Consider the following 24,455-nt stretch of genomic DNA (forward strand, 5'->3'; position numbering starts at 1 on the left):
ATGATCAAGCAGCTGATTTATTGTTTATAAAATGCCTCCACCACCTAGCCAAACATTTAAAAAATTGGGTATTTTTAACAATAGAGGCTTTAGCATTTTTTTGCATAAGTAAATCAACAATCAAGACAACCACTTATACAAAAAAGTCATAAGATATGCCTGTTTTTTGATATCTGGCAAATAAGTCATGTTTGGTCCTGTTGAGTTTATTTTGGCTGGCGTTTTAGTCGGTTTCTGTGTAGGTATTACCGGTGTCGGTGGTGGATCACTGATGACACCTATTTTGATTAGTTTATTTCGAATTGAACCACACATCGCCATCGGAACGGACCTCCTCTATGCTGCGATTTCAAAGTTCTGCGGTTCACTTGTACATGCAAAAAAACTCAATATTGTTTGGCCTATCGTACTTTGGCTCGCTTTAGGGAGTGTTCCAGCATCATTTGTGACCCATTGGGTTTTAGAAAACTATTTGAGCGGTTCAACCCATTACAAAGCCATCTTAACCATGGTTTTAGGGTTTATGCTGACGCTAACAGGTCTATCCATTATGTTCCGTGCCAGAATTGAAAAGTTTTTTGCCAAATTTCGTGAAGATCAACACGACTTTCAAGAGGTAAATAATTTTAACATTCAAGGTAAGCGTGTATACGTCGTGCTCATGGGCATTGTACTGGGTGTATTCGTGACGCTCTCCTCTGTAGGTGCTGGCGCTTTTGGTGTCATGGCACTCATTCTGATGTTTCCGAACTTACCGATGATTCGTATCATTGGTTCAGATGTGGTACACGCAGTTTTACTCACCTCTGTGGCAGGTTTTGCACACATGACTTCAGGCAACGTAGATTTTCAATTACTCGGATGGCTACTGGTTGGGTCTATTCCTGCGATTATTGTTGGCACATTAATCAGCTCGAAAATGCCTGAAAAGATGATCCGTAAAGTACTTGGAATCACCCTATTTGCTCTAGGTATTAACTTTATCTTAAATCCAGTTAAATCTAAACCTGTTGAAAAACCACAGGCAGTCATGGTTACTCAAACGGTTCAACAACAGCAGGTTTAAATTTAATCTGTAATTGATAACTTATCATTATGAATGGGTTGTGAAGTTTTAATGATTTATTTATAACAAAACTTGAACCAATTCATGTTATATTCTGACCACTAAAAATACTTTCTGTATGTTCTAATACCCAGTGACGGCAATGAATACATTAAATTCAAATCCAATTATTCAATCAGATATTGATGACGTGAATGTCCAAAGCATTCAAACGCTTGTAACTCCAGCTGAACTTAAAGCTGAACTCCCATTAAATGAAAATGCTTACCAAACTGTACTTCATGGTCGGGAAACAGTCCGTAATATTTTAGATGGTAAAGATAAACGTCTATTTGTTGTGATTGGTCCTTGCTCGATTCATGACCCTGTTGCAGCCCATGATTATGCAGATCGTTTAAAAGTTTTAAGCGAAAAAGTAAAAGATACGCTCTACATCATCATGCGTGTTTATTTTGAAAAACCTCGTACAACTGTAGGTTGGAAAGGTTTGATCAATGATCCTGACATGAATGATTCTTTTAATATCGAAAAAGGTTTACGTTTAGGACGTAAATTACTGCTTGAGTTAAATGACAAAGGTTTAGCTTGTGCGACTGAAGCGTTGGATCCAAACTCACCTCAGTATTATCAAGATTTAATTTCATGGTCTGCCATTGGCGCACGTACCACAGAAAGCCAAACCCATCGTGAAATGTCATCTGGTTTGTCATCACCTGTCGGTTTTAAAAATGGTACCGATGGTGGCTTAACTGTTGCAACCAACGCAATGCAATCCGTGAAGCATGGTCATAGCTTTTTAGGTCTGAATAACGAAGGTCAAGTTTCAGTGATTCGTACCAGTGGTAACCCGTATGCGCATGTTGTATTACGTGGCGGGAATGGTAAGCCGAACTATGATGCAGGCTCAGTTGCAGAAGCAGAAAACGCACTAGCAAAAGCTAAAGTCAGTACGAAAATTATGATTGATACCAGTCATGCAAACTCAAATAAAGACCCATATTTGCAACCATTGGTATTGAAAAATATCACAGAACAAATTCTTGATGGGAATAAATCGATTGTTGGCATCATGGTTGAAAGTCATATCAAAGGTGGGCGTCAAGATATTCCAGAAAATCTAAGCGATTTGGAATATGGTAAATCAGTGACTGATGGCTGTATTGACTGGGAAACTACAGAAAAAGCATTGCTTGAAATGGATGCAGCCTTAAAAGATATTTTACCTAAGCGTTAATTAGTATAAAAACGCCATCTACATAGATGGCGTTTTTGTTTATGATGTTATTAAAATTTTTCTGTAAGAATGCTATGAACGAACTTGAACAAGAACTCTGTCAAATCGCAAACTTTCAGTTTGTCCATGAACATTTACTGACTTCAGGTCAACCGACGGCTGAACAACTGAAGCAAATTAAAGAATACGGCGTAGATACAATCATCAATCTGGCATTTACAGATGCGTCGGTACATTTAGAACATGAAGATAAAATCTGTGCTGAGTTAGGCTTAAACTATATCCAAATTCCCATTCATTGGGATCGACCTGCAGATGACCAATGTTTATTTGCTCTAGATTTGATTGCACATTTAGTGCAGGAAAAAATGGTGTGGGTACATTGTGCCAAGAACATGCGTGTCAGTAGCCTAATGTATTTATATCGTCAATATTTTATGGATATGGATATGCCAACAGCACAAGAGTTGTTGCATCAAGTGTGGGAACCCAATGAGACATGGACAGGGTTAATGCATGCAGTCAGTCTACAACTTCAAGGACGTAAAGCAACTGAAGATTTACAACACTCATTAATGCATGCAGACCAATTTTCTTAAAAATATAACACCCTTGATATCTTTGATCGATTTCAATATAAAAGCATCCAGTATGATAAAAAATAAGCGCCCTTAGGCGCTTATTTTATAGCGATCTAAACAATCTGATTCTGCTTAATGAATCAATAATTGTTTGATCAATGGTAAGTTTGCTGAACTTGTCGCAGCCAAAATCAAACTATTATTGGAGAGTAAACTTGTCCATTTTTGATTCCCACCTGTCCCGCAGTTATAACTAATCAAACGGGCACGATTGTTATTTAAATAACCATATTCTAAATCAAAACATTTTGAACCTTGTTCAATGCGTTGTAATGTAGAATTAATCATCCATGCCTGCGCTGAACTCTCATTATTACATGATGCAAGATTGATCACACCAGCCTGACTTGCTAAACATTGATCCATATATTTCTTACTATGGATTTTACCCATCGCATCATAAATCCATTGCTCAGAGTCATCACCTGTACAAGCACTCTTACCACTGATGTAGGCATTTAGCTTGCCATCAGACAGTGTTTCTACCTTCAAACAGTTGGTTCCATTTTTTAGACTAGAAACTTCATTTAAATTAAAATCATTATTCAATTCCAATTTAGCCACAAATCGGTTAAATGCCTCAATCGCTTCAGCATTACCACTTTCCAAATCAACTCGATAAGCATTAATCCAACGATTTAAACGATAAAGTTTTATTTGCTGTTGGGTGTAACGTACCATTTCAAGCTGTGCATTTGGAGAAAGTTCAGTTTTAAATAGACGATAAGAATCAAATAGTAAACGTGAATTCGCATCAAGTTTAACCACCGCTTTACCTTGATTATTGAGTAAAGCTTGTTCAAGCTGCGGCATTTCAATTTTTCTTAAAGCAGAATATTCTGCTTCCTTACCAATGCTCACAAAAGGCGTCATAGCTTCAACTGCAACAGGAATACTGATGCTAGAGAGCTTAACTGCCTGTTGACCCATTTTTTGGCAATAAAGATCCACATTTTGAGGTGTATCACTTTGTGCAAGATTGACATGGAACTTATTGGCATTGCTTCCAGCATTTACCCGTTGTGGTGCAAGTGCAATATGTTCAACTTTACTGGCATATTGTACATTCAACCAACAACTTGCAGCAGTGCTAGAGGTATTGACTTGTGGCAAATTGAATACATTGCCCCAGTTACCACGTGCAGCAGGATAAACAATACCCACCTGATTTACAGGGTCATATCCCCCTAAAATTGTATAAACTGGCACACTAAATAGACGCGGCTTTAAAAAATTTCCATCTGCACTGTTGTACCAAACATTGCCTGAGTTTGGCGTTTTGGGTTGAGCATCCACCATTTCTCGTGTGTTTGCATTCCACTTTTTATAACCTGTGATTGAGTTTGCATCCCAAATATACTTATCAAATGCAGGCTGAATTTTCAACCAAGTACTATAACCTGTGTAGTGGGTATATTTAGAAATCGAGCTGGCACTTGCGCCACCACTCATTGCATCCCAGCCATAAGCATATAAATTTTGGAAGTTAGGCACCCCATTACTCCCATCTCCTAAATTAGTACTGCCCCAATTTAAGTTGCCGCGCATCTTATTACGAAATGCAATATAGCCCCAGCCACTATCCGCATGATGTGCAGACCAGAAATAATTGGTTGGGCTACCACTGGTTTCAACAGAGCCTGGATAATGTCCTAATCCATAATGATGTCCAATTTCATGACTGAATTCATTTCCTATAGAATCAATCAATGTCAAAATCCCATTACCACCACTCAAGCCATGATTTGACTCACCATTGGCATATTTACCTCTGGCATGATGAATCACAACACTTTGTGTCAGCTGTGGTTGTTCCTGACTTTGCATTGAGGAACTGGTCACCCCCCAATTAGCTAAATTTATACCGACACTAAATGTAGATTTCGCAGTATTCTCACGCATGTCACCATCATAAACGCCCCCATTGGTCGCGCTCGCTGAATCATAAATCACGCCACTCGCAACCATCACACGATTGAGTTTCATTTCCTCATATTTACTGACAATCATTTTTGCAGCTGGGATGGTTTGTAAATAATCAGTACCCGCTTTTTCTGGTTCCAAAAGCATATAGTGCCCATTGGATTTTGGTGCATCGGTCAATAAACCTAAGCGAATACTTTGAACCACAAGCTCTCCGGGCGCTGCAAAGTCAATATCGCTTCCGCCAAGCGTACCACTACGATTATTGACTGGATCGATGACGCGAATAGAAAGTCCTGGACGAACTTCATTCCACTTCAAAGCAAGTGACCATGCTTGCTTTGAGTACATGACACGTGCTCGATCGTCCTGATTGGATTGATCTGAAGCTGCAAGGCGTGATGGTTCTTTTAAATTAACTGTACGAATCAGTTGATTACCTTGATAAATTTCAGCTTGTAATTGGTTGAGTTCCCCCATCGCAACCAAAGGCGTTACCAATAACAAAGCATCTTTGTCAGTGGTCAAACGTGGCATTTTATCCTGTTCATTATTTTTAGGATTGACCGCATGACTTTGAACAAACTGTACCATTGCAGCGAAATTACCCGTTAAATCATTACGCAGTAATCGATTTTCGCCTTGTCCATTAAAATCATAGAATCCCAATATCTTATTCGAAATTTTATTTTTAACAGGCTCTGGATATTTTTCAGCAACAGGTGGCGTTGTACCCGTATTACCATCTGAACCATTGTTAGGTGGTGTTTCTGTAGAGCCATTGTTTGAACCACCCGAACCATTCTCTGGTGGTGTTCCTGTAGAACCATTGTTGGAGCCACCCGAACCACTATTTGGTGGAGTTTCTGTAGAGCCATTGTTAGAGCCATCCGAACCACTATTTGGTGGAGTTTCTGTAGAGCCATTATTCGAACCGCCCGAACCATTCTCTGGAGGTGTTTCTATAGATCCATTGTTGGAGCCATCTGAACCACTATTTGGTGGAGTTTCTGTAGAGCCATTATTTGAACCGCCCGAACCATTATCTGGTATTTCTGGTGTACCATCTCCAGGCAGTTCATTTGTACCATCTCCTGGATTTTGTGGCAGATTTGATGGCTGATCATTTACAGAATGGCTTTCCCCTCCACCCCCACATGCAATCAACATTGCTGAAAGCGTACAAATTGTTAAATATTTAAACCTTAAGTGCATCACAGATCTTCCCCAATATTTATAACGACTTATCTCTATCCATGTTTTTTGAGACAAAATTGAAATATTATTTAATTTCAATAACTTAAATATAACACACCAATTTAAATTTCATCATTTTTTTATCATTAACCGACGAAAAACCTATCACAACAGCAAAATACGATTGTGCTTGTCATCTAGAGTAGTGATTAATCTGAATAGAATACAATTAAGTTTATAATTTTAGTCATCGTTATATTGGCTTTACTACAAGCTTAACCAACGATCAAGTAAGGCAATAATAATCAACCATTTTTTATCATATTATTGTTGAAAGTCACGTATCAACAATTCACCTCTTTCGCCACGCCAAATCCATTTTAAATGGCTATCCACAAAGCGCTCTCCCTCAAACCAAACAAACAACCCTTCCATCATTTCAGGCCAATCACTTTGATCAATTTGAGTACGTTTCGAAATCACAGCAATAATTGCAGCAAGAATCGTATCATGGCTTACAGCTAAACTAATACCATTGCTTACTGTTGGATGTGTTTCATAAATCAATTCAAGCACATCAACTACCCCACGAATTGGATGCTTCATTCCGGGCAAGGCATTATTCACAAAGCTATTGATAAAACCGAGCGCACCCTGCTTGCGAAAGTATGGCGCAGCTTGCTTAATATCCAGCACGAAACTTCCAGGCTCAACCAATAAGCCTTTTTCGACAATTTCAATATGATGGGTATTGGGTTGGGGGGAGACACCATCTGCCCCTTGAATCATCAAAGCAGCAGTATCTACACAACGTTGAATTGGACTAGAAATACAATGCTGAATGACACGATCGGTATGATCTATTAAATATGAACCCCAAGCATGTGCTAAGTCACGCCCCTGAGTTGTTAGTTGTAAATCATAGCCAGCCAATCCCTGTCCATTAACAACTTCACGAATTGAATGACGCGTAAATAAAGTCACAGGGGTCTGCGCATCTGGCAATAAATCTATTGCTTTCAGCATGCTTTTCGGCAATAAATCTAACGCCATATCAACTCAAAACTCTTTTTATACAGCTTTACTATAACATAAGTCACAAAGTGTTAAATCATCTGTAAAATAGATATCTATATTATCTAAAAAGCTAAATTATATTAAAAGCTAACATTACCAAGTGCATCCAAGGCAATTTGTTTGGTTTCCTCATTCCGAAATGCAATAAAACCTTCATTTAATACAGTATTTCGTTGATTATAAGTAAAGGGTACTGCCGCTAAGCTGACCAATCCACCACCTATACTTTCGAGCAAACCTTGCCCTGCACTCGTATCCCACTCGGAGGTTGGGTGGAAGCGTGGATAAATATCAATTTCACCTTCCAGCATCATACAAAATTTATAGGCGCTGCCCGCCTCTCGTTTAATGACAGGTGACTCTTGTTCGATATAATCAATATATTGCTGATATTTGGGATTCTTACTGCTGTGGCTTAAACCAATTTGGATTGCATCTTCTTCAACTTCTTTAAACTTGCAATAGCGTTCCCATGTTCCCTGAGTAAATGAATACTTATATGGAAGTTCTGTTAAATAACCCAAATACATAACTTGTTCAGTTGGTACAGCAATAATAGAGAATATGGTTTTATGATTATGAATCAGGCTTAAATTGATGGTGAATTCATCACGTTCATGAATAAATTCTTTGGTTCCATCTAAAGGGTCTAGCATCCAACACACCGCCCAAGCATGACGTTCTGAATAATCACTTTCTTCAGACAACACAGGAATTTCGGGCGTAACTTGTGCCAATTGTTCAATTAAATAAGCATTAACCTTTAAATCAGCTTGGGTTACTGGAGACTGATCATCCTTTTGATCAATATTAAATGCTCGCCCAGCACAATAGTTTTGGTATTCCTCAAGTAAAATTTGACTTGCTTTGGCCAAAACAGGAACCAATTTAGAAATTTGGTCATCTTGTGGTGCTTGAGTAGTGATAAACATTGATCTGACCTGTAGGATGTCTGATTTTTGTGCTTAAGCCTATCATTTTTTTATGTTGAGTGCATGAAAACAATAGCTTTTAAACAATTAATTGTACTTTAAAGAGATGATATGCTTTTGAATATCACCATAGACTTTTAGGTATTTATTTAATTGACTAGACTAAGCTGTCTCTAAAAACTTGAAAAATTATATTCTTACCAAACCAATGATCTTTCAAAATAGATTGATAAAAACACAATAAGCTTCTTTCATAAGTCGTTTTTAATACCATAAATCAACATTAAAGCCCCTGCACCTTAACCTTCTCCCGAAGGGAGAAGGTACTTTCAATCCCCCATATGATTCGGACCACATGATCATTTTTTTGACTCATAAAATCGATCTAATATATTGTTTTATATTTAATTTAACAGAGGAAAACCGTTCTTAATTATATTTGAATTCACCAGCCATAAGTGACTATATACTTCATTCATGAAAGAAAGGTCCTTGAGCGCCTCATTACTCATCCCCAATTAATTCTATTTCAGCCTTAATGAAGTATTCACGCAAATAATCATTCATCAAAGTAGAAGCTTCAGATTCGCTCAATTCATCTACGATCCAAAAAATGTATACATTTTTTTTGATGTGAATTATTTTTCTATTATATTTTACTATTCTCTGTAATTTATTATCTTTAACTTTAAAAGATTTATCATGGGAATCTCCCAATAACTTGCATCCATTCCACGGTCCACCAATACAGATGTTCATTTTAATCCATTTTAGCTAAAAATTTGTCTAAATTAAAAATGGTCTACATAACAAAATAACATGTACCATCACACAAAAAACTCCAGTAAAGGAGATAGAAAACACATTCGCAGTCTCTAAGAAGGATTTTCTATTCAAAATACTTTTATCACATTGGCAGAATATGACTATTTCAATTTTTTTCTTTTAAATCAATATTTAACATTAGTTTATCTAAATAAACTATTTAACTGATATTTTAATTTCAAAGACAAAAATACCCAGTGATGAAGCAAGTTAGTATATGAAATTAAAAAATTGTGTGGATTGACCCTAAACAATAGAGTGGACAGTCGATCAATGTTCATTTTTTAACACATTTCTGTGTTTACATTGAAATTCAAGTCTTAATCGAAGCTTATGTCCAAATATCTAAACCTTAGACTTCTCCATTAAAAAGACAGCAATATTGAAAGGCTATTTTCTCTTTGACGACATATGCACAGACACCAATAAGCGATCACGAACAATTACGATTTCAAATCTATCTCTGTTTTTCCATTGTTAGATTTTAACCAACGTTTAGTGAATCCCATGATTTAAGAATTCAAATCTCTTATACTTGGTTGTCATGAGATTTGTTTTTAAATATATGCACACATATGTACATAATTTTTCTTCAAGCATACATAACTTTATAAGGCTTTAAAAATTTTTAATCCTGAATTATAGAGTTAAAAAATTTAGTATTTTTACATATTATGATGAGCTTTGATGTACTTTAAAAATCTTAGGAGTTTCTTGAATGCAAAAACCGATCATCTTTTTTGACATGGACGGTACGCTCCTCGATTTGGCTTTTGACGATCTCATCTGGAACACCAAACTCCCTGAGCGTCACGCACAAACACATCAATGTAGTTTAGAGCAGAGCCATAACACCCTGAATACATTTTATCAGCAACATAATCACACACTGTGTTGGTATTCTTCAAAATATTGGTCTGAGAAAGTGGGCGTAGATGTTTTAAAATTACAATATGAATATAAAGACAAAATTGCAACTCGACCAGGTTGCTTTGAACTACTGAAACAATTAAAAGCACAAGGTTATCGTTGCTGGCTACTTACCAATGCAGATTGCGCAGGATTGCAGCTTAAACTTGAAAATATCGACCTAAGCCCTTATTTTGAAGTGATGATCAGTAGTGAAGAAATTGGATATTCCAAAGAGTTTGTCGAATTCTGGGAAATTCTTCAACAGAAGTATCCTTTTGATCCTCAAAATGCTTGTTTGGTTGATGATACTACTCCTGTGCTCAAAGGTGCTGAGAAATTTGGTATACAACATTTGATTACGATTACTCAACCATCAAGTGGTCGTGCAGCACGTCATGTCCTTGAGTTGGAATACCCTGCAATTCATCATTTAACTGAGCTTTTACCATTACTCACCAAGTTAAACTTAGAAAATAAGGATGTCGATGTCAAAACAGCCTGAGAAACAACAACTTGAAACAATGCGTGTAGACAAGTGGCTTTGGGCTGCACGTTTCTTTAAAACACGCTCGATTGCCAAAGATGCAATTGAAGGCGGCAAAGTTCATCACAATAATGAGCGTGTCAAAGTTTCTAAAGAAATTCGTGTGGGCATGGAATTAACCATACAGCAAGGATTTGATCGAAAAACAGTGGTGATCAAAGCATTGTCTGCAATTCGTGGCGGTGCGCCTATTGCACAACAACTATATGAAGAAACAGAAGTCAGTGTGGCACGTAGAGAGTTGATTTCAACCCAAAGAAAATTGCATAATCTAGCGCGACCTGATCATCGACCGAGTAAAAAAGATCGACGACAAATAAGCAAATTTAAGCAAGAAAATGATCAGCAATTTGACCAATCTTGGTCCTATGATGATGACTGAATTCGTTTAAGTTAAGTACGACAAAATATGTCGTACTACTGTTTTTAAAGATAGAACCATTTTTAATTTTCTGTCACTATTACTCCTGTGGACGAAAGATCAAATTTAATGACATCCACTTAAGATATTAGTGATATTACATCGTTTGAGGTTTACGAGATGGATGATAACAAAAGCAAGGCACTGAACGCGGCACTTAGCCAAATTGAAAAACAATTTGGTAAAAATACAGTCATGCGTTTAGGGGATAATACTGTACAAGCTGTTGAAGCTGTTTCTACTGGCTCTTTAACACTTGATATTGCACTAGGAATCGGGGGCTTACCCAAAGGACGTATTGTTGAAATTTATGGTCCTGAATCTTCTGGTAAAACCACAATGACTTTACAGGCAATCGCACAATGCCAAAAAGCGGGTGGAACTTGTGCCTTTATTGATGCCGAACACGCTTTAGATCCACAATATGCCCGTAAACTTGGGGTTGATATTGACAATCTTTTAGTTTCACAGCCAGATAATGGTGAACAGGCACTTGAAATTGCCGATATGCTTGTTCGCTCAGGTGCGATTGATCTGATCGTTGTCGACTCTGTAGCTGCATTGACTCCTAAAGCTGAAATTGAAGGCGAAATGGGTGACTCTCACATGGGCTTACAAGCACGTTTGATGAGCCAAGCATTGCGTAAAATCACTGGTAATGCAAAGCGTTCAAACTGTATGGTAATTTTCATTAACCAAATCCGTATGAAAATTGGTGTTATGTTTGGTAGCCCTGAGACCACAACTGGTGGTAATGCATTGAAGTTCTATGCTTCAGTACGTTTAGATATTCGTCGCATTGGTCAAGTCAAAGAAGGCGATGAGATCGTTGGTTCTGAAACCAAAGTGAAAGTTGTTAAAAATAAAATGGCTCCTCCTTTCCGTGAAGCGATTTTCCAAATCATGTATGGTAAAGGTGTTAATCACTTGGGTGAGTTGGTTGATCTTGCAGTTGCTCAAGAACTGGTTCAAAAAGCTGGTGCATGGTATTCCTACCAAGGCGATAAAATCGGTCAAGGTAAAAACAATGTCATTCGCCATTTAGAAGAAAATCCACAACTGGCGCAAGATCTTGATCGTATGATTCGTGAAAAGCTCTTAACTACAGCAAATGCTGCACCTGTTGAAGAAAAAGAAGAAGAACCTGACTTTTTAGATGTTTAATCTGATCTATCATTTTGTCATTTCTTTATTTTTCCTAAGCGCCTTTCGAGGCGCTTTTTTATACAAATTATTGAATTGAAATTGATTGTGATTTCTAATAAATTTCAGTTATAACTGATTTAAAATGATATTCAACATCAAATATATTTATTCTTATGCAGACAAATATTACAAGATTGGCTGAGTTTTTATTTTTTCAAGGTCCAAGAATTACTCAAGCAAAAATAGATCAACATTTTAAAAATAAGACGATTCTGATTACAGGTGCCAGTTTTGGAATTGGTGAAGCATGTGCGAAACGTTTAGCACATACTGAATGTACCCTGATTTTAGTTGCGCGAAGTACTGACAAACTTTTACAGCTAAAAAATGAATTAGAACGTGGTCACTGCCATGTTGAAATGGTCAGTGTAGATTTATATGAACTGGAAGCAGCTGAAAATATATTTCAAAGTCTGCAAGATAAAAATTTGCATGTTGATATTCTGATTCATAATGCAGGTAAATCCATTCAACGCTCGATCTGGGAGAGTTTAGATCGACCTCAAGATATTGATCGCTGTATTGCAATTAATTACATCAACCCTGCTCAACTCACTCGTTTATTATTGCCAGACTTAAAACTGAAATGTGGGCAAATTTTGGTTGTTTCTACCATTAATGCCAAACTATTCGCTCCCCCACTTTGGTCAAGTTATCAAGCATCTAAAGTTGCTATGCAACAATGGATCCTTGCCATCCAACCCGAACTTGCTATTCAGCAAATTGATACTAGTATCATTTATTTACCATTGGTACGCACACGTATGATTTTGCCAACCAAACACTATGATCACATGCCTGCAATGCAGGCACAAAGTGCAGCAAATGCAATTTTAGATAGCCTGATCGGACATAAACGGCAATGGCAGCCATGGTGGTTAATTTGGGCACAAGTTACATCAAGTCTATTCTCAAGACCAATTTATTATTTTTATCGCTTTATTCTTGGACGGAAAAAGTAAAATGTCATGGCGATTCGTAATCAAATGGTGTCTTAGTCTGTTATTCAGTGTTATGAAACATGGTGTGCATCTATACAGTATTTTAGATGCGCAAACCCGAATCAATAAAAATAAAACGGCATTGATTATCGATGGTGTAGAGATGAGTTTTCAGGATTTAAAACATCGTACTGATCAACTTATTTGTGAATGGATAAAACCAGAATATCAAAGTCAACTTCCAAATCAACTTGCACTCATGCTTGAACAAGATTTAGATAGCCTGGCTGCTTTATTTGCTTTAAGTCGTTTAGGCAAGGATATTGTGATCATTAATCCCAATTTAATCGAACATAAACTTCAAACGCTGCTAGATCAGAAAAAATTTTATTTGATTGGACATTTAGCGCGATTAAAAAAAATTAAAGTTCAGCATTATTCAGATATTCCACCACAACACGACTCACAACATTTTCATATCAAACGCTATTTTTTTAACAAAATTAGTGTCTGTTCCTCAGGGTCTACGGGTATTCCTAAAGTAGCAACACGACATTCAAATCCACTGCAATGCCTGCCTTTACTAGATCTCATGCTTAAACAATTAAAGTTCTTTAAAATTAAACGGATTTTTGTCATGACACCGATCTGCCATGCTGCTGGCTTAACTGCAAGTTTAATGGCTTTAAGCTTTAATAAGACCGTCATCTTGCAAAATCGCTTTGATGTACAAAGTGCCTGTTTATGGATTAAACACTACCAAATTGATTGTCTAAACTTAGTACCCACAATCTTACATAGACTGATTAAGTCTCGCTCAATGCTCAGCTCGGTCCAGCATATCATTACAGGAAGTTCGCCTTTAAGTGCTCATTTGGTTCATCAAGTTCAACAACACTACCCTTACATTCAATTATTCAATCTATATGGAAGTTCAGAAACTGGGATTAATATGATCGCAACCCCTAAGGATTTAAAAACACATCCGGACAGTATTGGTAGAGCTATTCAAGGTGTTGAGTTTAAAATTACTGATCTATCAGGAGAAATTCTCGAACAGGGTCAAATTGGTACTTTATGGAGTAAGTGTGCGTGGTCAATTACCCCTAATCAATGGATTGAATGTGGTGATTTAGCTGTCCGAGATTCGCAAGGATATTATTATTTAAAAGGTCGACGTGATGATATGTTAATCTGTGGAGGGATCAATATTTATCCAATTGACTTAGAAAATATTTTATACCAACACTCTCTCATAGAATATGCTCAAGCATATGCGGTAGATGATGTAGATCTAGGACAATGTTTAGCAGTTAAAATCATCCTTAAACAATATTTAGATCTCAATCAATTACAAGATTGGATCAGTCAAAAGGCACCACGATATTTACGTCCAAAATCGATTTTTATCATCGATCAGATTGAATCAGACAGTATTGGTAAGCCTATTTAGTAAATTGAATAATATGCCTGACATGACAGTTCACCTATTCATCTATCTGTACAGCTTATGCGCTGTTAAAACCCCAAATAGGCGCTACACTATGACAAATACCAACGAAAGTTATTGTTATTAAAGATATGAGCCAAGCTAAATTTCCTAAGATGCTAGACTACGAAAAACTAAAGCAGCAGTTTGGCGAGGATGAAACTGCACCTCTTCCTCCAACTAGCACAATAAGCAATGAGGTCAATAATGAGCATGCCTTTATCGCTAATCAAGATTGCACACCAGCACCACAGGGCTTAACGGGAACACGTTTACGATCATATGCTTTTGCAGTCTTAACCCGTAAAGAATATTCCAAAGCAGATCTTATTGAAAAACTGATGACTTTGGCACAAAGCCGTGAAGAAGTTTTAACATTAGTGGACGAATTATCTGAAAATAACTATCAAAGCGATCAACGTGTCGCTGAAATGACGGTTCGTAGCCAAGTTCGCAAAGGCAAAGGACCTAATCGAATCAAGTTGGCCTTGCGTGCTAAACATCTCGATAAAAGCTTAGTACAAGAAGATATTGCTGAAATTGATTGGTATGAACAAGCTTATCAACTCAAAGTCAAAAAATATGGTTTTGAGGTAAGCAAAAACCCTAAAATCAAAGCTAAACAAATTCGTTTCTTACAATATCGTGGCTTTGAAATGGACGCGATTATGAAAGCGATTTCTAGAAAAGAAAATGAGGATGGATAATAAATATCTAAAATGAGTTAAAGATAAAAGTATGTAGTGATTGTGGAATAGAAGAAAAAAATTATATTTTGAATAATTATTAAATTTAGAAAATCTGGTGGCAACCCTACTAGCAAAATTTCGGCACATCATAGTTCTGATACCGTTGCTACCTTCCGGTCCTGGCGGGGTTTTCAGAGTACAATTGCGAAACCACCAGCAGGGCTACCATTGCAAGAACAGAGTATAGAGATTTTTTATTTTCTTGCAAGCCAAACATTGTGATTTTCTCAAGTTATTCATTCGTTTGCTTATTTCATCATCAATGTGGTTATCTTTTGCAAAAAAGCCATAAAAAAAAGCCATAAAAAAAAGTTGAGTGGATTAGACTCGGGCTTTATGGCTTGAGGGGGAAACTTAATCATCATTAAAACGTGTTATGGCTTACTCATATTTAAGGATTCACCTGCTCTCTTTAAAAACGATATCCAATGCCTAAATAGCTCATCAATGGATCAATCTGAATTTTAGTTTTGGCATAAATCAATTGTTTTCCAGTATTGTCATTTAAAACTGAAATGGTGGCTGTATTGTCAAGTTTTGCATATGATACAGATGCCGTGGCAAACCAATTCTCTTTAAAGTCATAAGTAAACCCTGCAGAAAAGATCGGAGCAAAAGCATCGTTTGCATCTGCTTTAACTCGCATTTTTCCTGTTGAAGCTTTACCATCCAAAGCAGCACCTGCCTTATGATCATCAATATTTTTAATCATATGCCCCGCTGCAATTAAATCATTTTTAACGCCAGAATTGACTTTAATCTCATTGAAATAAGCATACATAAAGCCAAAACCTAGAAATGGTCTTAATTTATTAATACCAGGTCGCCCAAAATAATATTGTGCTTGTAATGCTGGTGTCCAAGCTCGTGCTGAGGCGGCATAGTTATATTGATCTAAATTTGTAATTAACAAATTATTTTTTAAGTATAAATTTCCGGAATCCCCGCCGAATGGCTGTGAGGTCGCTGAAAATGGTGCATATATCTGCCCTTTTCCTTTTAAATCTACAGTAGGTGGAATACCGCCCATCAGCTGAATCGAAACATGTTCATTGATGTTATAATTAAACATTAGCCCAGCCGTATTGACGTTTTTAACTTCCAATCCTGCATTTGCCGTCCATGCACTTAAGCCATTAATTTCAGCGATACCTGTAGCATATTCAAGCGCAGCTTCAGGATTCTCCGCATTTGGGACCAGCTCCAAAAGATTATCAAGCACATATTTCCCTGTCGTAGGGTCTTGCATATTGACCAAACTAATCAGTTGCGGGTCCATTTGATTGATTCGAGCTTGATCTAGATTTTTAGCAACAGCAGCCCCTGAAATCATCCCTACTTTAGACATTGTTTTTTCAGCAACAGAAGTATTAATCCTGAAAGGTTGAGCATCTCCTGTTGACCGCACATTCAGCCAACCCGCTGAAATGGAAAATCTTTTAAAATCTTGAGCATATACCATATGACTAGCAAATAAGTATGATACGCCAAGTACAATGTTTACATACAATAGCTGATTTTTCATACACTCATCCTTAAATATAAATTTATTTTTACTAAATAATTCACATTAAGAATGTATACAAAAAAACAATTTTGACATTTAAATTCAGACGAAGTGAAAATGATTAATTATAAAAATCTATATATCATTATTATAAAAATTCAAAAATATAATTTAAAATGATTCAAAAATAAAATCATAAATTTATTGAAAATTAAAAACACTTCAATAATTTATCGTTTTTAAAAATATAATCAAAGCATCAACTTCATCAAATATAAAAAAAGTTCACAGTCCCAATATAATACACAAAATAATCATACACTCTCAAACAAAAATGTATTTCTTTTTGTACATAATGATTAAATTTGTGATCTAGACATAAATAAAACTTAAAAAATAATATTAATATTAAAAATTTAATATCAAATATGGAGTAATACACATAAAAATCAAGCTAGCATATTTATATAATGAAAATTTCATAGAATAGCTCACCCTCTTTTCACTTTTTCTCAAAGTTTGACCGATCTCGAAGCTTCCCTATTATCAAAGATAAGAAAGAATACTCAATATGATTAACCAATCATCATTTTTAACAAATATAGTCAAACCGCCTATTTACATACAAGTGATTCATCTTCAATCAACTTTATGCTTTTTATATGAATTTTTAAAAGTTTTGCTTAAACAGTTTTTGTATTTTTGATTTACTGATTGTTTTGCTATCGCGAAGCGACATGGATGGTCGCCATGTTGAGTGGGGATATATGAGCAAAAACAAAGCACTGGTTTGTTTCCAGCGCAAGAGTGAAACACCATCTACACAAAACAATTTAAACTTTAAATGTAAAACGTGGCATTGCAAGCTTTATATCAGTAAACAATATATTTATCGCATTGATTTTATTGATCTAGAAATTATATTTACTGTATGAGTTTTTCAACAGATTGACTATAAAATGATAAATAATACCTACTCGCACTTGTTCTATTAAATTTAAACATTCGTCAATGTCTAACAAAACTGTGACATCGATCCAGAAATCCACACTAGGTTTAGATATAATCGAGAATTCAGACATTTTGATGAGACTCAATTAACAAACTTTACCTTTTAAAATTAAATTGCTTTATCCATAACAAAGATTCAGCGCAACCATGATAAATAAAATGTACTCAATAAATAACAATGGCTTGATTGGAACCACAGTCATTAGATAAATTGCTATAACACATTCGTCATCTCAAAAGCTTAATTCCCCATTGATCAACGGATTTATTACAAAAAGCCTTCACATTCCACTAGAATTATCTGAACATTGTAAAAGCACCTTGCAATTCCGCTTCTAGCCGTTTTTAATGATCACATTTACTGGTTTTCAAGCAACTTTATTCCTTATTTGGGAAGATTTTGACTTTAATGGATTTTCAATTATGCTAAAAAAGCATGCTATCTTTTCGATTGCCTTACTCAGTTCAGCATCTTTATATGCGATTCCAATTGAGTCTCGTGGATTAAGCAACGCGTCCTCAGGAAATGATATAGCGAATTCCCCTGCTCCAATTACTGGAAATATGAATTGGGATCTTATTCAAAAGAATCAGCAACTCGAAAATCAGATTCGTGAATTACGTGGCAAAATTGAAGAACAAGATCACGCTATTGATCAGCTCAATAAAGAATTAAGCAATCGCTATACCGACCTCGATCAACGTCTTGAGTTATTGAACCAAAAGTTAGAGCCAGACAATAATTCTCAAGAGCAACAAGCACCTGTTGAAAATGCACCGACGACAAATCCTGCTGTCGAAAATTCAGAACAGACCACACAGACAGCAGCACCGAATCAAACAGCCACACAACAGCAACCTGCAACACAAACAGCTCAAACCTCAGCAACACCTACAAACAGTAACAATACCAGTGATCCTATTGCGCTTGAAAAAGCCGCCTATACTGTTGCTTTAGATGCTTATAAGAAAGGTGGTGCAAAACAAGCCATTGCGCCAATGCAAAATTTTATTAAAAATTATCCAAACAGTATTTATACAGGAAATGCTTATTTTTGGTTGGCTGAGTTTCAATTGGCAATTGATCCACCGAACTACAATGAAGCTAAAAAGAATTACGAGATCGTCGCTGCTAAATTCCCTAACTCGTCAAAAGCACCACGTGCTTTATACCAACTTTATAGTATTGCAAAAGATGTCAATAAAAATACGCAAACAGCAAATGTCTATAAAAGTAAATTGTTAAGCACCTACCCTAAGTCTGAAGAAGCAGGTTATTTCAAAAAGGGCTAAAAACAAAGTCATTGTGTTAGTTATAAAAAATGCCTCATCGTGAGGCATTTTTTATATTCAGCTTTTTATCATGAAATGATTAACGCACAATACCACGTTTAGATTCTAATACAGAATCTATCAGCAATTGTGCTTCCTCAACTTCAGGAAGAATCTCTTGGCGAATGCGTTCAATTGCCTGTTCAGTCGTTAAATTTTCTTTATAGATCAATTTAAAAGACTCTCTTAAGCCTTGAATCACGTTCTTAGACCAGCCTTTACGACGCATTCCTTCAACATTCATACCATATGCATGTGCAGGATTACCAGAAACCATCACATAAGCTGGTACATCTTTTAGAATGAGTGATGCTCCGCCAATCATACTGTAAGAATCAATCTTACAGAACTGATGGATACCCGAGTTTCCACCAACGATAACAAAGTCACCAATATGAACATGACCAGCAATACCAACATTATTTGCAAAAATATTGTTATTTCCAATCTGGCAATCGTGTGCAATATGCGTATTGACCATCAGTAAGTTGTTGCTACCCACTTTGGTTAATCCATGATCTTGTACAGTTCCACGATGTAGACTGCAATGTTCACGAATCTTATTGTTGTCACCGATTTCCAACCAAGTTTCTTCACCTTGATATTTTAAATCCTGACAAACTTCACCGACACTCGCAAACTGAAAAATTTCGTTGTTTTTTCCAATTCGGGTAAACCCACCAATCACAACATGTGAATGGAGTTTGGTACCAGCACCAATGGTCACTTGAGGTCCAATAATACAATAGGGACCAATTTGAACATCAGGTGCTATCACTGCAGAAGCGTCAATAATAGCGGTTGGGTGTATTAAATCGTTACTGCTCATGCCTGCTCTAATTTCTGATGAGAAATGATAATTTCAGCTGTCGCTGCTACCACGCCGTCAACACTGGCAGTACATAAATACTTGTAAATGCCACGTTTTTGCATGAGTAATTCAGATTTTAGCACGAGTTGGTCACCTGGTACGACTTGTTTTTTAAATCGTATTTTTTCAGCGCCAGCGAATAAGAACAACGAACCAGGTCGAGGTTTTTCATTATTCATGATAAAACCAAGCACACCAGAAACCTGTGCCATCGCCTCAACGATCAAAACACCCGGCATAATTGGATAGCCAGGGAAATGACCTTGCATAAATTCTTCATTAATTGAAACGTTTTTGTATCCTACAATCCCATTCTCTGTAACTTCAGTTACACGATCTACAAGCAAGAACGGATAACGGTGAGGAAGATACTCACGAATCGTTTGGGTTTGCATTGGTAATTCAGGAACCGTAAAAGGTAGAGATTTAGACTCAGTCATAATTATTTACGCGACTTTAAAGTTGATTCAATGGACTCGATTTGAGCCTGCATATGATCTATTTGTTTCACCAATTTGGTCAATGGCACATCTGCTAATTGTCTTAAGCGAACAACTGTTCTTTTCCAATGATTTGTTTCAAATTGTCCAGTTCCTGAAGAATAAGAACCTGCTTCAGAAATACTTTTTGTGACTATTGACATTCCAGTAATCGTCACATTATCGGCAATTTTTATGTGACCAACCACCCCAACAGCACCAGCAAAGATACAGTTTTTGCCAATAATTGTGCTGCCGGCGATACCACACTTCGCAGCGATAGCCGTATTCTCACCAATCTGAACGTTATGCGCGATTTGCACAAGATTATCAATAATCACACCATCATGGATAATCGTATCATCCAAAGCACCACGATCCACGCTACAGTTTGAACCGATCCGCACATCATTTCCAATACGGACAGAACCCAACTGCGCGATACGATTCCATTTTCCTTGATAAGGTGCAAATCCGAAACCTTCGCCACCAATTACAGTATTGGCATGAATTCGAACACGGTCTGCAATCTTGGTCTGACCAGTCAGTGTGACTTGAGAATCAATAAAGCAGTCTTTACCAATCTCAACACCATCATCTATTCGAGTATTAGATTGAACAATCGTATTGGAACCGATGACACAATCTTCACCGATCACCACATAATGCCCAATATAAGCATCGTCAGCAATAATCGCAGATGGAGCGATCTGAGCAGTACTTTCAATCCCACGTTTGGTCACTTTAATCTCAAATTGATGCGTAAGCATTGCAAAAGCAAGATATGGATTTGCAACCACAACGAAATTCTGGTGATTGGAAAGTTGCTCTTTTAACGCAGCTGTCACAATTAAAGCACCAGCTTTAGAATTCTGTGCTTCAGCTAAATATTTATCGCCATTGACGAAAGCAATATGATGAGATTGAGCCTGTTCTAAACTCGCAAGTCCACTGAGTAGCAACTTTGGTTGACCAATTAGCTCACCTTGAACAAGTTGAGCTAATTCATCGAGATGAAATTGATTTGATCGCATTGATTATTTAATTGCATTAACCTTTTGGATCATTTTAGCAGTTAAATCATTCTTTGCGTCATACGCAAGTGCTGAATTTTTATTCAAAATAAAGTCTAAACCTGCTTCTTGGCGCAATTGTTCAGCAGCTTGCTTTACGCGCGTTTCAAAAGTCGTATTGGTATTTTGAATTGTGCTCTGAACTTTTGCCTGAACACCTTGCTGAATCGTTTGGAATTCATTTACTTTAGCTTGGTATTGCGCATTGATTTGCTGAACATTTGCACCTTGAGCTTGAGCTTTTTGCTTCAACGCTTCAATATCTTTAGTGATTTGTTCTAATTTAGTGGTTTGCGGTTTAACAGATTGCTCTAAACTTGCATTTTGCTGTTTTAAGAACGTACTACTCTCTACAACTTTTTCCAAGTCAACCACGCCAAAGCCCGCTGCTTGAACCAGTCCAGCAAACCCTAAGCCTAAGCCCATCACCATCATTTTCATTGTTTTCATATGTGTTCCTTATCGTCTTTAAATATTAAAGAAAGATCGCACTTAGAAAGTACGACCAATCTCAAATTGGATATTTTTAGTTTGATCGCCTGGTTTATCGTTCAATGGGTATGCATAACTCAATGAAAGTGGTCCAATCATGGTGATCCACGTAAAGCCTACGCCAACACTATAACGCATGTTGCTTAAATCAAAGTCATAGTTGTCTTTACAATATTGTTTTGCATCTACACCTTGATCTGAAGCCCCACCATTCCAGTACAGTTTTCCAGTTGCCGTACTACAGTTGGTATCAAATACTTGTGCGCCTTCTGCAAAAATCACTGGACGAATCTGGCGTGCCCAGTCCCCTTTGAATGGTACAGGAAGAGCTAACTCAGTACCGAACTGCACTAAAGCATTACCACCGACTTCTTCAGGATCATAATCTTTTGTAAGATTTTCATTATATGTTACACCAGGATATTTGGGACCCAAAGTACTGTTGTCATAACCACGTACCGAACCAAAACCACCTGCATAGAAGTTTTTATAGAATGGTAGATCATTACCATAACCTAACTTACCATAGCCACGTAACACAAAATCACGCCCTAATGGGAAATACGCCTGAGTATCATAAGTGATCTTTTGATATTCAACATCACTGCCAGGTAATGCTATTTCAGCATTCACTCGATGTGCTGTACCACTGGTTGGGAAAATCGGACGGTTTAAGGTGTTGTATGACCAACCTAAATTTAAATTATAGGTTAAATAATCACCCTCAAATGCATTTCCAAAAGTTACAGTTTGCCCTTCTGGACATATTTTCGGTCCATCTGGGTTACTCGGATCTGTAATCAGATCAACAGCACAGCGTGTTCCATAACCACGTGTCTTACCACCATTTTCTAGTAAATAGTCACGAACATAGGTCGAAACATAAGCACCAGTCGTTACCTTGGTTTTATCAATATTTAAACCTGCACTGATGTTTTGATTTTCATCAATTGGATAACCAAAGGTGAGTCCACCACCAATACTGTCAGTGACATAGTTGTTGACGTTATAGTTGTCATTCAGTTTGGTTTTACGATAATACATGTTATAGCCACGGCTTACCCCATCAATGGTAAAGTATGGATCTGTAACACTTAGATTATAATAATCTTGAGTTTCTGAACGAGATAAATCAATTGCAACACGGTTACCTGTACCCATAAAGTTGGTTTGGCTTAACCCTGCTTGGAATGTGATACCACCGTTTTGAGAATAACCCACAGCCAATGTACTGGTCCCTGAATGTTGCTCTTCAACATCAATATTCAAGTCCATTTGATCTGGTGTATTCGGTACACGCACAGGTTTAATATCAACTTTACTAAAGAAACCTGTACGCTCTAAACGCACCTTAGACAAGTCAATTTTTTCATTGCTTGCTAAAGCACCTTCCATTTGACGCATTTCACGACGAAGCACTTCATCAGCAGTTTTGGTATTCCCTGTAAAATTGATGCGTCGAACTGTGACTTGTTGACCTGGATTAATATAGTAGTTTAAATCCACCACATGGGTTTCATTATTGATTTCAGGGACAACATTCACTTCCGCGTAGTAATAACCCGCATTACCATATTTACGAAGTAAGAGTTGTTTCACCGCATTGACTTTTTCTTGTGAATAGGTTGTGCCATCTTTATAAATTTGCAATGCTTTAAGTTCATCAGGTTTATATAACGCATCACCCAAGAATTTAGACTCACCAAATTTAAATTGCTCACCCTCATTGACCGAAACTTCAATAAAGATATGTTTTTTGTCTTCGCTCAAATTGAGGTTTGAACTGTTAATATCGAAGTTGATATAACCTCTATTCAAATACAATGCACGTAGCGACTCTAAACTCGCAGACATCTTTTCACGAGCATAGCGGTCATTACGAGAAATCACAGAAAGCCAACCACTTTCTTTTACAGCAAATGCTTGCTTGATATCATCATCACTAACGACAGTATTACCAATAATATTGATATCAAAAACTTTAGCAGCTTTTCCTTCATTAAAATTGATATTCAGTTCAACACGGTTGTTTGGACGTGCAATTTGTTCAACTTTAATGTCAGCATCATAACGACCTTGCTGAGCATATTGTTGCTCTAATTCAGTTTCCAAAGTTTGTAATGCTGATTTTTTCAGCACTTCGCCTTCAGCCAGCCCCATTTTCTTTAAGCCGTCTGTTAAAGCTTCTTTCGGAATGAGTTTGTTGCCTTTAAAGTTAATCTTTGAAATAACAGGACGTTCAACAACTTTGAAAACCAATACATTATCTTGATTTGAAGCTTGAATATCATCAAAAAGATTTGATGCATACAAAGCACGAATAGACTCTGCGATAACTGGATCACTAACACGGTCACCACTATTTATTGGTAAAAGTGCAAGGACATTTTGTTGCGTTAAACGAACCAATCCATCTACACGAATATCACGTGCAATGAACTCATCTGCCGCGTGTACTTGCTGTACAGCTGCCATTGCACTAACGAGTGCCAATGGCATAAATAAATGTGAGTGCTGCATGCCTATTATTTTC

Annotated in this window: 20 protein-coding genes and 1 other RNA gene; 10 read left to right on the forward strand and 11 right to left on the reverse strand. The window is 36.9% G+C overall.

Annotation, left to right across the window (positions count from 1 at the left end; translation table 11 throughout):
- The first annotated feature begins 187 nt into the window (after nucleotides 1-187).
- The 3 genes from I9192_RS12225 (at nucleotide 188) to I9192_RS12235 (ending at nucleotide 2,899) form a co-directional block, all read left to right on the forward strand.
- Nucleotides 188-1,066, forward strand: a complete 879-nt coding sequence (locus tag I9192_RS12225) for a sulfite exporter TauE/SafE family protein (RefSeq protein ID WP_005031919.1) — start codon at nucleotides 188-190, stop codon at nucleotides 1,064-1,066.
- Nucleotides 1,067-1,208: 142 nt separating this feature from the next.
- Nucleotides 1,209-2,300, forward strand: coding sequence for a 3-deoxy-7-phosphoheptulonate synthase (locus I9192_RS12230; RefSeq protein ID WP_004830496.1), 1,092 nt, complete (start codon nucleotides 1,209-1,211; stop codon nucleotides 2,298-2,300).
- A gap of 74 nt (nucleotides 2,301-2,374) precedes the next feature.
- Nucleotides 2,375-2,899: a protein tyrosine phosphatase family protein gene (locus I9192_RS12235; protein ID WP_010591581.1), complete on the forward strand. Its 525-nt coding sequence runs from the start codon at nucleotides 2,375-2,377 to the stop codon at nucleotides 2,897-2,899.
- 114 nt (nucleotides 2,900-3,013) lie between these two features.
- Here I9192_RS12235 and I9192_RS12240 read toward each other — a convergent pair whose 3' ends face one another.
- The 4 genes from I9192_RS12240 to I9192_RS12255 form a co-directional block, all read right to left on the reverse strand.
- The gene (locus I9192_RS12240) at nucleotides 3,014-6,079 is read right to left on the reverse strand and encodes a M66 family metalloprotease (RefSeq protein WP_042066537.1); all 3,066 of its coding nucleotides are present in this window, start codon (nucleotides 6,077-6,079) and stop codon (nucleotides 3,014-3,016) included.
- 306 nt (nucleotides 6,080-6,385) lie between these two features.
- A complete protein-coding gene (locus I9192_RS12245; protein WP_009587013.1) occupies nucleotides 6,386-7,114 on the reverse strand; it encodes a histidine phosphatase family protein in 729 nt (242 codons plus the stop codon).
- A 104-nt stretch (nucleotides 7,115-7,218) separates the two neighbouring features.
- On the reverse strand, nucleotides 7,219-8,070 hold the full coding sequence (locus tag I9192_RS12250) for a 3'(2'),5'-bisphosphate nucleotidase CysQ family protein (protein ID WP_200149837.1): 852 nt from the start codon (nucleotides 8,068-8,070) through the stop codon (nucleotides 7,219-7,221).
- A 504-nt stretch (nucleotides 8,071-8,574) separates the two neighbouring features.
- Nucleotides 8,575-8,829: a hypothetical protein gene (locus I9192_RS12255; RefSeq protein ID WP_004830489.1), complete on the reverse strand. Its 255-nt coding sequence runs from the start codon at nucleotides 8,827-8,829 to the stop codon at nucleotides 8,575-8,577.
- Nucleotides 8,830-9,613: 784 nt separating this feature from the next.
- On the opposite strand from I9192_RS12255, the gene I9192_RS12260 reads away from it, so the two are divergent.
- The 6 genes from I9192_RS12260 to I9192_RS12285 all read left to right on the forward strand — a co-directional run bounded on the left by I9192_RS12260 (nucleotide 9,614) and on the right by I9192_RS12285 (nucleotide 15,115).
- Nucleotides 9,614-10,309: an HAD-IA family hydrolase gene (locus I9192_RS12260; protein ID WP_151713131.1), complete on the forward strand. Its 696-nt coding sequence runs from the start codon at nucleotides 9,614-9,616 to the stop codon at nucleotides 10,307-10,309.
- Nucleotides 10,293-10,733, forward strand: a complete 441-nt coding sequence (locus I9192_RS12265; RefSeq protein WP_004830486.1) for an RNA-binding S4 domain-containing protein — start codon at nucleotides 10,293-10,295, stop codon at nucleotides 10,731-10,733. The genes I9192_RS12260 and I9192_RS12265 overlap by 17 nt, the downstream gene beginning before the upstream one ends.
- Nucleotides 10,734-10,892: 159 nt before the next feature.
- Complete coding sequence (recA, locus tag I9192_RS12270) at nucleotides 10,893-11,936, forward strand: recombinase RecA (protein WP_004830485.1); 1,044 nt, start codon at nucleotides 10,893-10,895, stop codon at nucleotides 11,934-11,936.
- A 155-nt stretch (nucleotides 11,937-12,091) separates the two neighbouring features.
- The gene (locus I9192_RS12275) at nucleotides 12,092-12,940 is read left to right on the forward strand and encodes an SDR family NAD(P)-dependent oxidoreductase (protein WP_151804101.1); all 849 of its coding nucleotides are present in this window, start codon (nucleotides 12,092-12,094) and stop codon (nucleotides 12,938-12,940) included.
- A gap of 1 nt (nucleotide 12,941) precedes the next feature.
- On the forward strand, nucleotides 12,942-14,372 hold the full coding sequence (locus I9192_RS12280; protein WP_200149838.1) for a class I adenylate-forming enzyme family protein: 1,431 nt from the start codon (nucleotides 12,942-12,944) through the stop codon (nucleotides 14,370-14,372).
- Nucleotides 14,373-14,500: 128 nt separating this feature from the next.
- Nucleotides 14,501-15,115 carry a regulatory protein RecX gene (locus I9192_RS12285; protein WP_200149839.1) on the forward strand — a complete coding sequence of 205 codons (615 nt, stop codon included), beginning with the start codon at nucleotides 14,501-14,503 and terminating at the stop codon, nucleotides 15,113-15,115.
- Nucleotides 15,116-15,219: 104 nt separating this feature from the next.
- Here I9192_RS12285 and ffs read toward each other — a convergent pair.
- Both ffs and I9192_RS12295 read right to left on the reverse strand, forming a co-directional pair.
- Nucleotides 15,220-15,316, reverse strand: an RNA gene (ffs, locus tag I9192_RS12290) — signal recognition particle sRNA small type.
- Nucleotides 15,317-15,569: 253 nt separating this feature from the next.
- On the reverse strand, nucleotides 15,570-16,682 hold the full coding sequence (locus I9192_RS12295; protein WP_200149840.1) for an OmpW/AlkL family protein: 1,113 nt from the start codon (nucleotides 16,680-16,682) through the stop codon (nucleotides 15,570-15,572).
- Between the two features lie 1,413 nt (nucleotides 16,683-18,095).
- Between I9192_RS12295 and I9192_RS12300 the strand changes: the two genes are divergently transcribed.
- A complete protein-coding gene (locus I9192_RS12300) occupies nucleotides 18,096-18,968 on the forward strand; it encodes a YbgF trimerization domain-containing protein (RefSeq protein WP_228289348.1) in 873 nt (290 codons plus the stop codon).
- A 79-nt stretch (nucleotides 18,969-19,047) separates the two neighbouring features.
- Here I9192_RS12300 and lpxA read toward each other — a convergent pair whose 3' ends face one another.
- From lpxA to bamA, 5 genes are read right to left on the reverse strand one after another with little or no spacing between them, the layout of a single operon-like run.
- Nucleotides 19,048-19,836 carry an acyl-ACP--UDP-N-acetylglucosamine O-acyltransferase gene (lpxA, locus tag I9192_RS12305; protein WP_004830478.1) on the reverse strand — a complete coding sequence of 263 codons (789 nt, stop codon included), beginning with the start codon at nucleotides 19,834-19,836 and terminating at the stop codon, nucleotides 19,048-19,050.
- Nucleotides 19,833-20,318 (reverse strand): 3-hydroxyacyl-ACP dehydratase FabZ, encoded by a 486-nt coding sequence (fabZ, locus tag I9192_RS12310; RefSeq protein ID WP_004719745.1) that lies wholly within the window; start codon nucleotides 20,316-20,318, stop codon nucleotides 19,833-19,835. The genes lpxA and fabZ overlap by 4 nt, the downstream gene beginning before the upstream one ends.
- A 2-nt stretch (nucleotides 20,319-20,320) precedes the next feature.
- Complete coding sequence (gene lpxD, locus I9192_RS12315; RefSeq protein ID WP_004830477.1) at nucleotides 20,321-21,391, reverse strand: UDP-3-O-(3-hydroxymyristoyl)glucosamine N-acyltransferase; 1,071 nt, start codon at nucleotides 21,389-21,391, stop codon at nucleotides 20,321-20,323.
- A gap of 3 nt (nucleotides 21,392-21,394) precedes the next feature.
- Nucleotides 21,395-21,880, reverse strand: coding sequence for an OmpH family outer membrane protein (locus I9192_RS12320; protein ID WP_005031942.1), 486 nt, complete (start codon nucleotides 21,878-21,880; stop codon nucleotides 21,395-21,397).
- 42 nt (nucleotides 21,881-21,922) lie between these two features.
- Nucleotides 21,923-24,442, reverse strand: coding sequence for an outer membrane protein assembly factor BamA (gene bamA / locus I9192_RS12325; RefSeq protein ID WP_005031944.1), 2,520 nt, complete (start codon nucleotides 24,440-24,442; stop codon nucleotides 21,923-21,925).
- Between the last annotated feature and the right edge of the window lie 13 nt (nucleotides 24,443-24,455).

The sequence above is a fragment of the Acinetobacter bereziniae genome (assembly GCF_016576965.1).
Lineage (GTDB): Bacteria > Pseudomonadota > Gammaproteobacteria > Pseudomonadales > Moraxellaceae > Acinetobacter > Acinetobacter bereziniae.

Coding starts and splice junctions, on each gene's coding strand:
- I9192_RS12240 (WP_042066537.1), bottom strand. CDS start 6,079: ATGCACTTAAGGTTTAAATATTTAACAATTTGTACGCTTTCAGCAATG.
- I9192_RS12285 (WP_200149839.1), top strand. CDS start 14,501: ATGAGCCAAGCTAAATTTCCTAAGATGCTAGACTACGAAAAACTAAAG.
- I9192_RS12260 (WP_151713131.1), top strand. CDS start 9,614: ATGCAAAAACCGATCATCTTTTTTGACATGGACGGTACGCTCCTCGAT.
- I9192_RS12280 (WP_200149838.1), top strand. CDS start 12,942: ATGTCATGGCGATTCGTAATCAAATGGTGTCTTAGTCTGTTATTCAGT.
- I9192_RS12265 (WP_004830486.1), top strand. CDS start 10,293: ATGTCAAAACAGCCTGAGAAACAACAACTTGAAACAATGCGTGTAGAC.
- fabZ (WP_004719745.1), bottom strand. CDS start 20,318: ATGACTGAGTCTAAATCTCTACCTTTTACGGTTCCTGAATTACCAATG.
- lpxD (WP_004830477.1), bottom strand. CDS start 21,391: ATGCGATCAAATCAATTTCATCTCGATGAATTAGCTCAACTTGTTCAA.
- I9192_RS12275 (WP_151804101.1), top strand. CDS start 12,092: ATGCAGACAAATATTACAAGATTGGCTGAGTTTTTATTTTTTCAAGGT.
- bamA (WP_005031944.1), bottom strand. CDS start 24,442: ATGCAGCACTCACATTTATTTATGCCATTGGCACTCGTTAGTGCAATG.
- lpxA (WP_004830478.1), bottom strand. CDS start 19,836: ATGAGCAGTAACGATTTAATACACCCAACCGCTATTATTGACGCTTCT.
- I9192_RS12230 (WP_004830496.1), top strand. CDS start 1,209: ATGAATACATTAAATTCAAATCCAATTATTCAATCAGATATTGATGAC.
- I9192_RS12245 (WP_009587013.1), bottom strand. CDS start 7,114: ATGGCGTTAGATTTATTGCCGAAAAGCATGCTGAAAGCAATAGATTTA.
- recA (WP_004830485.1), top strand. CDS start 10,893: ATGGATGATAACAAAAGCAAGGCACTGAACGCGGCACTTAGCCAAATT.
- I9192_RS12225 (WP_005031919.1), top strand. CDS start 188: ATGTTTGGTCCTGTTGAGTTTATTTTGGCTGGCGTTTTAGTCGGTTTC.
- I9192_RS12320 (WP_005031942.1), bottom strand. CDS start 21,880: ATGAAAACAATGAAAATGATGGTGATGGGCTTAGGCTTAGGGTTTGCT.
- I9192_RS12235 (WP_010591581.1), top strand. CDS start 2,375: ATGAACGAACTTGAACAAGAACTCTGTCAAATCGCAAACTTTCAGTTT.
- I9192_RS12255 (WP_004830489.1), bottom strand. CDS start 8,829: ATGAACATCTGTATTGGTGGACCGTGGAATGGATGCAAGTTATTGGGA.
- I9192_RS12250 (WP_200149837.1), bottom strand. CDS start 8,070: ATGTTTATCACTACTCAAGCACCACAAGATGACCAAATTTCTAAATTG.
- I9192_RS12295 (WP_200149840.1), bottom strand. CDS start 16,682: ATGAAAAATCAGCTATTGTATGTAAACATTGTACTTGGCGTATCATAC.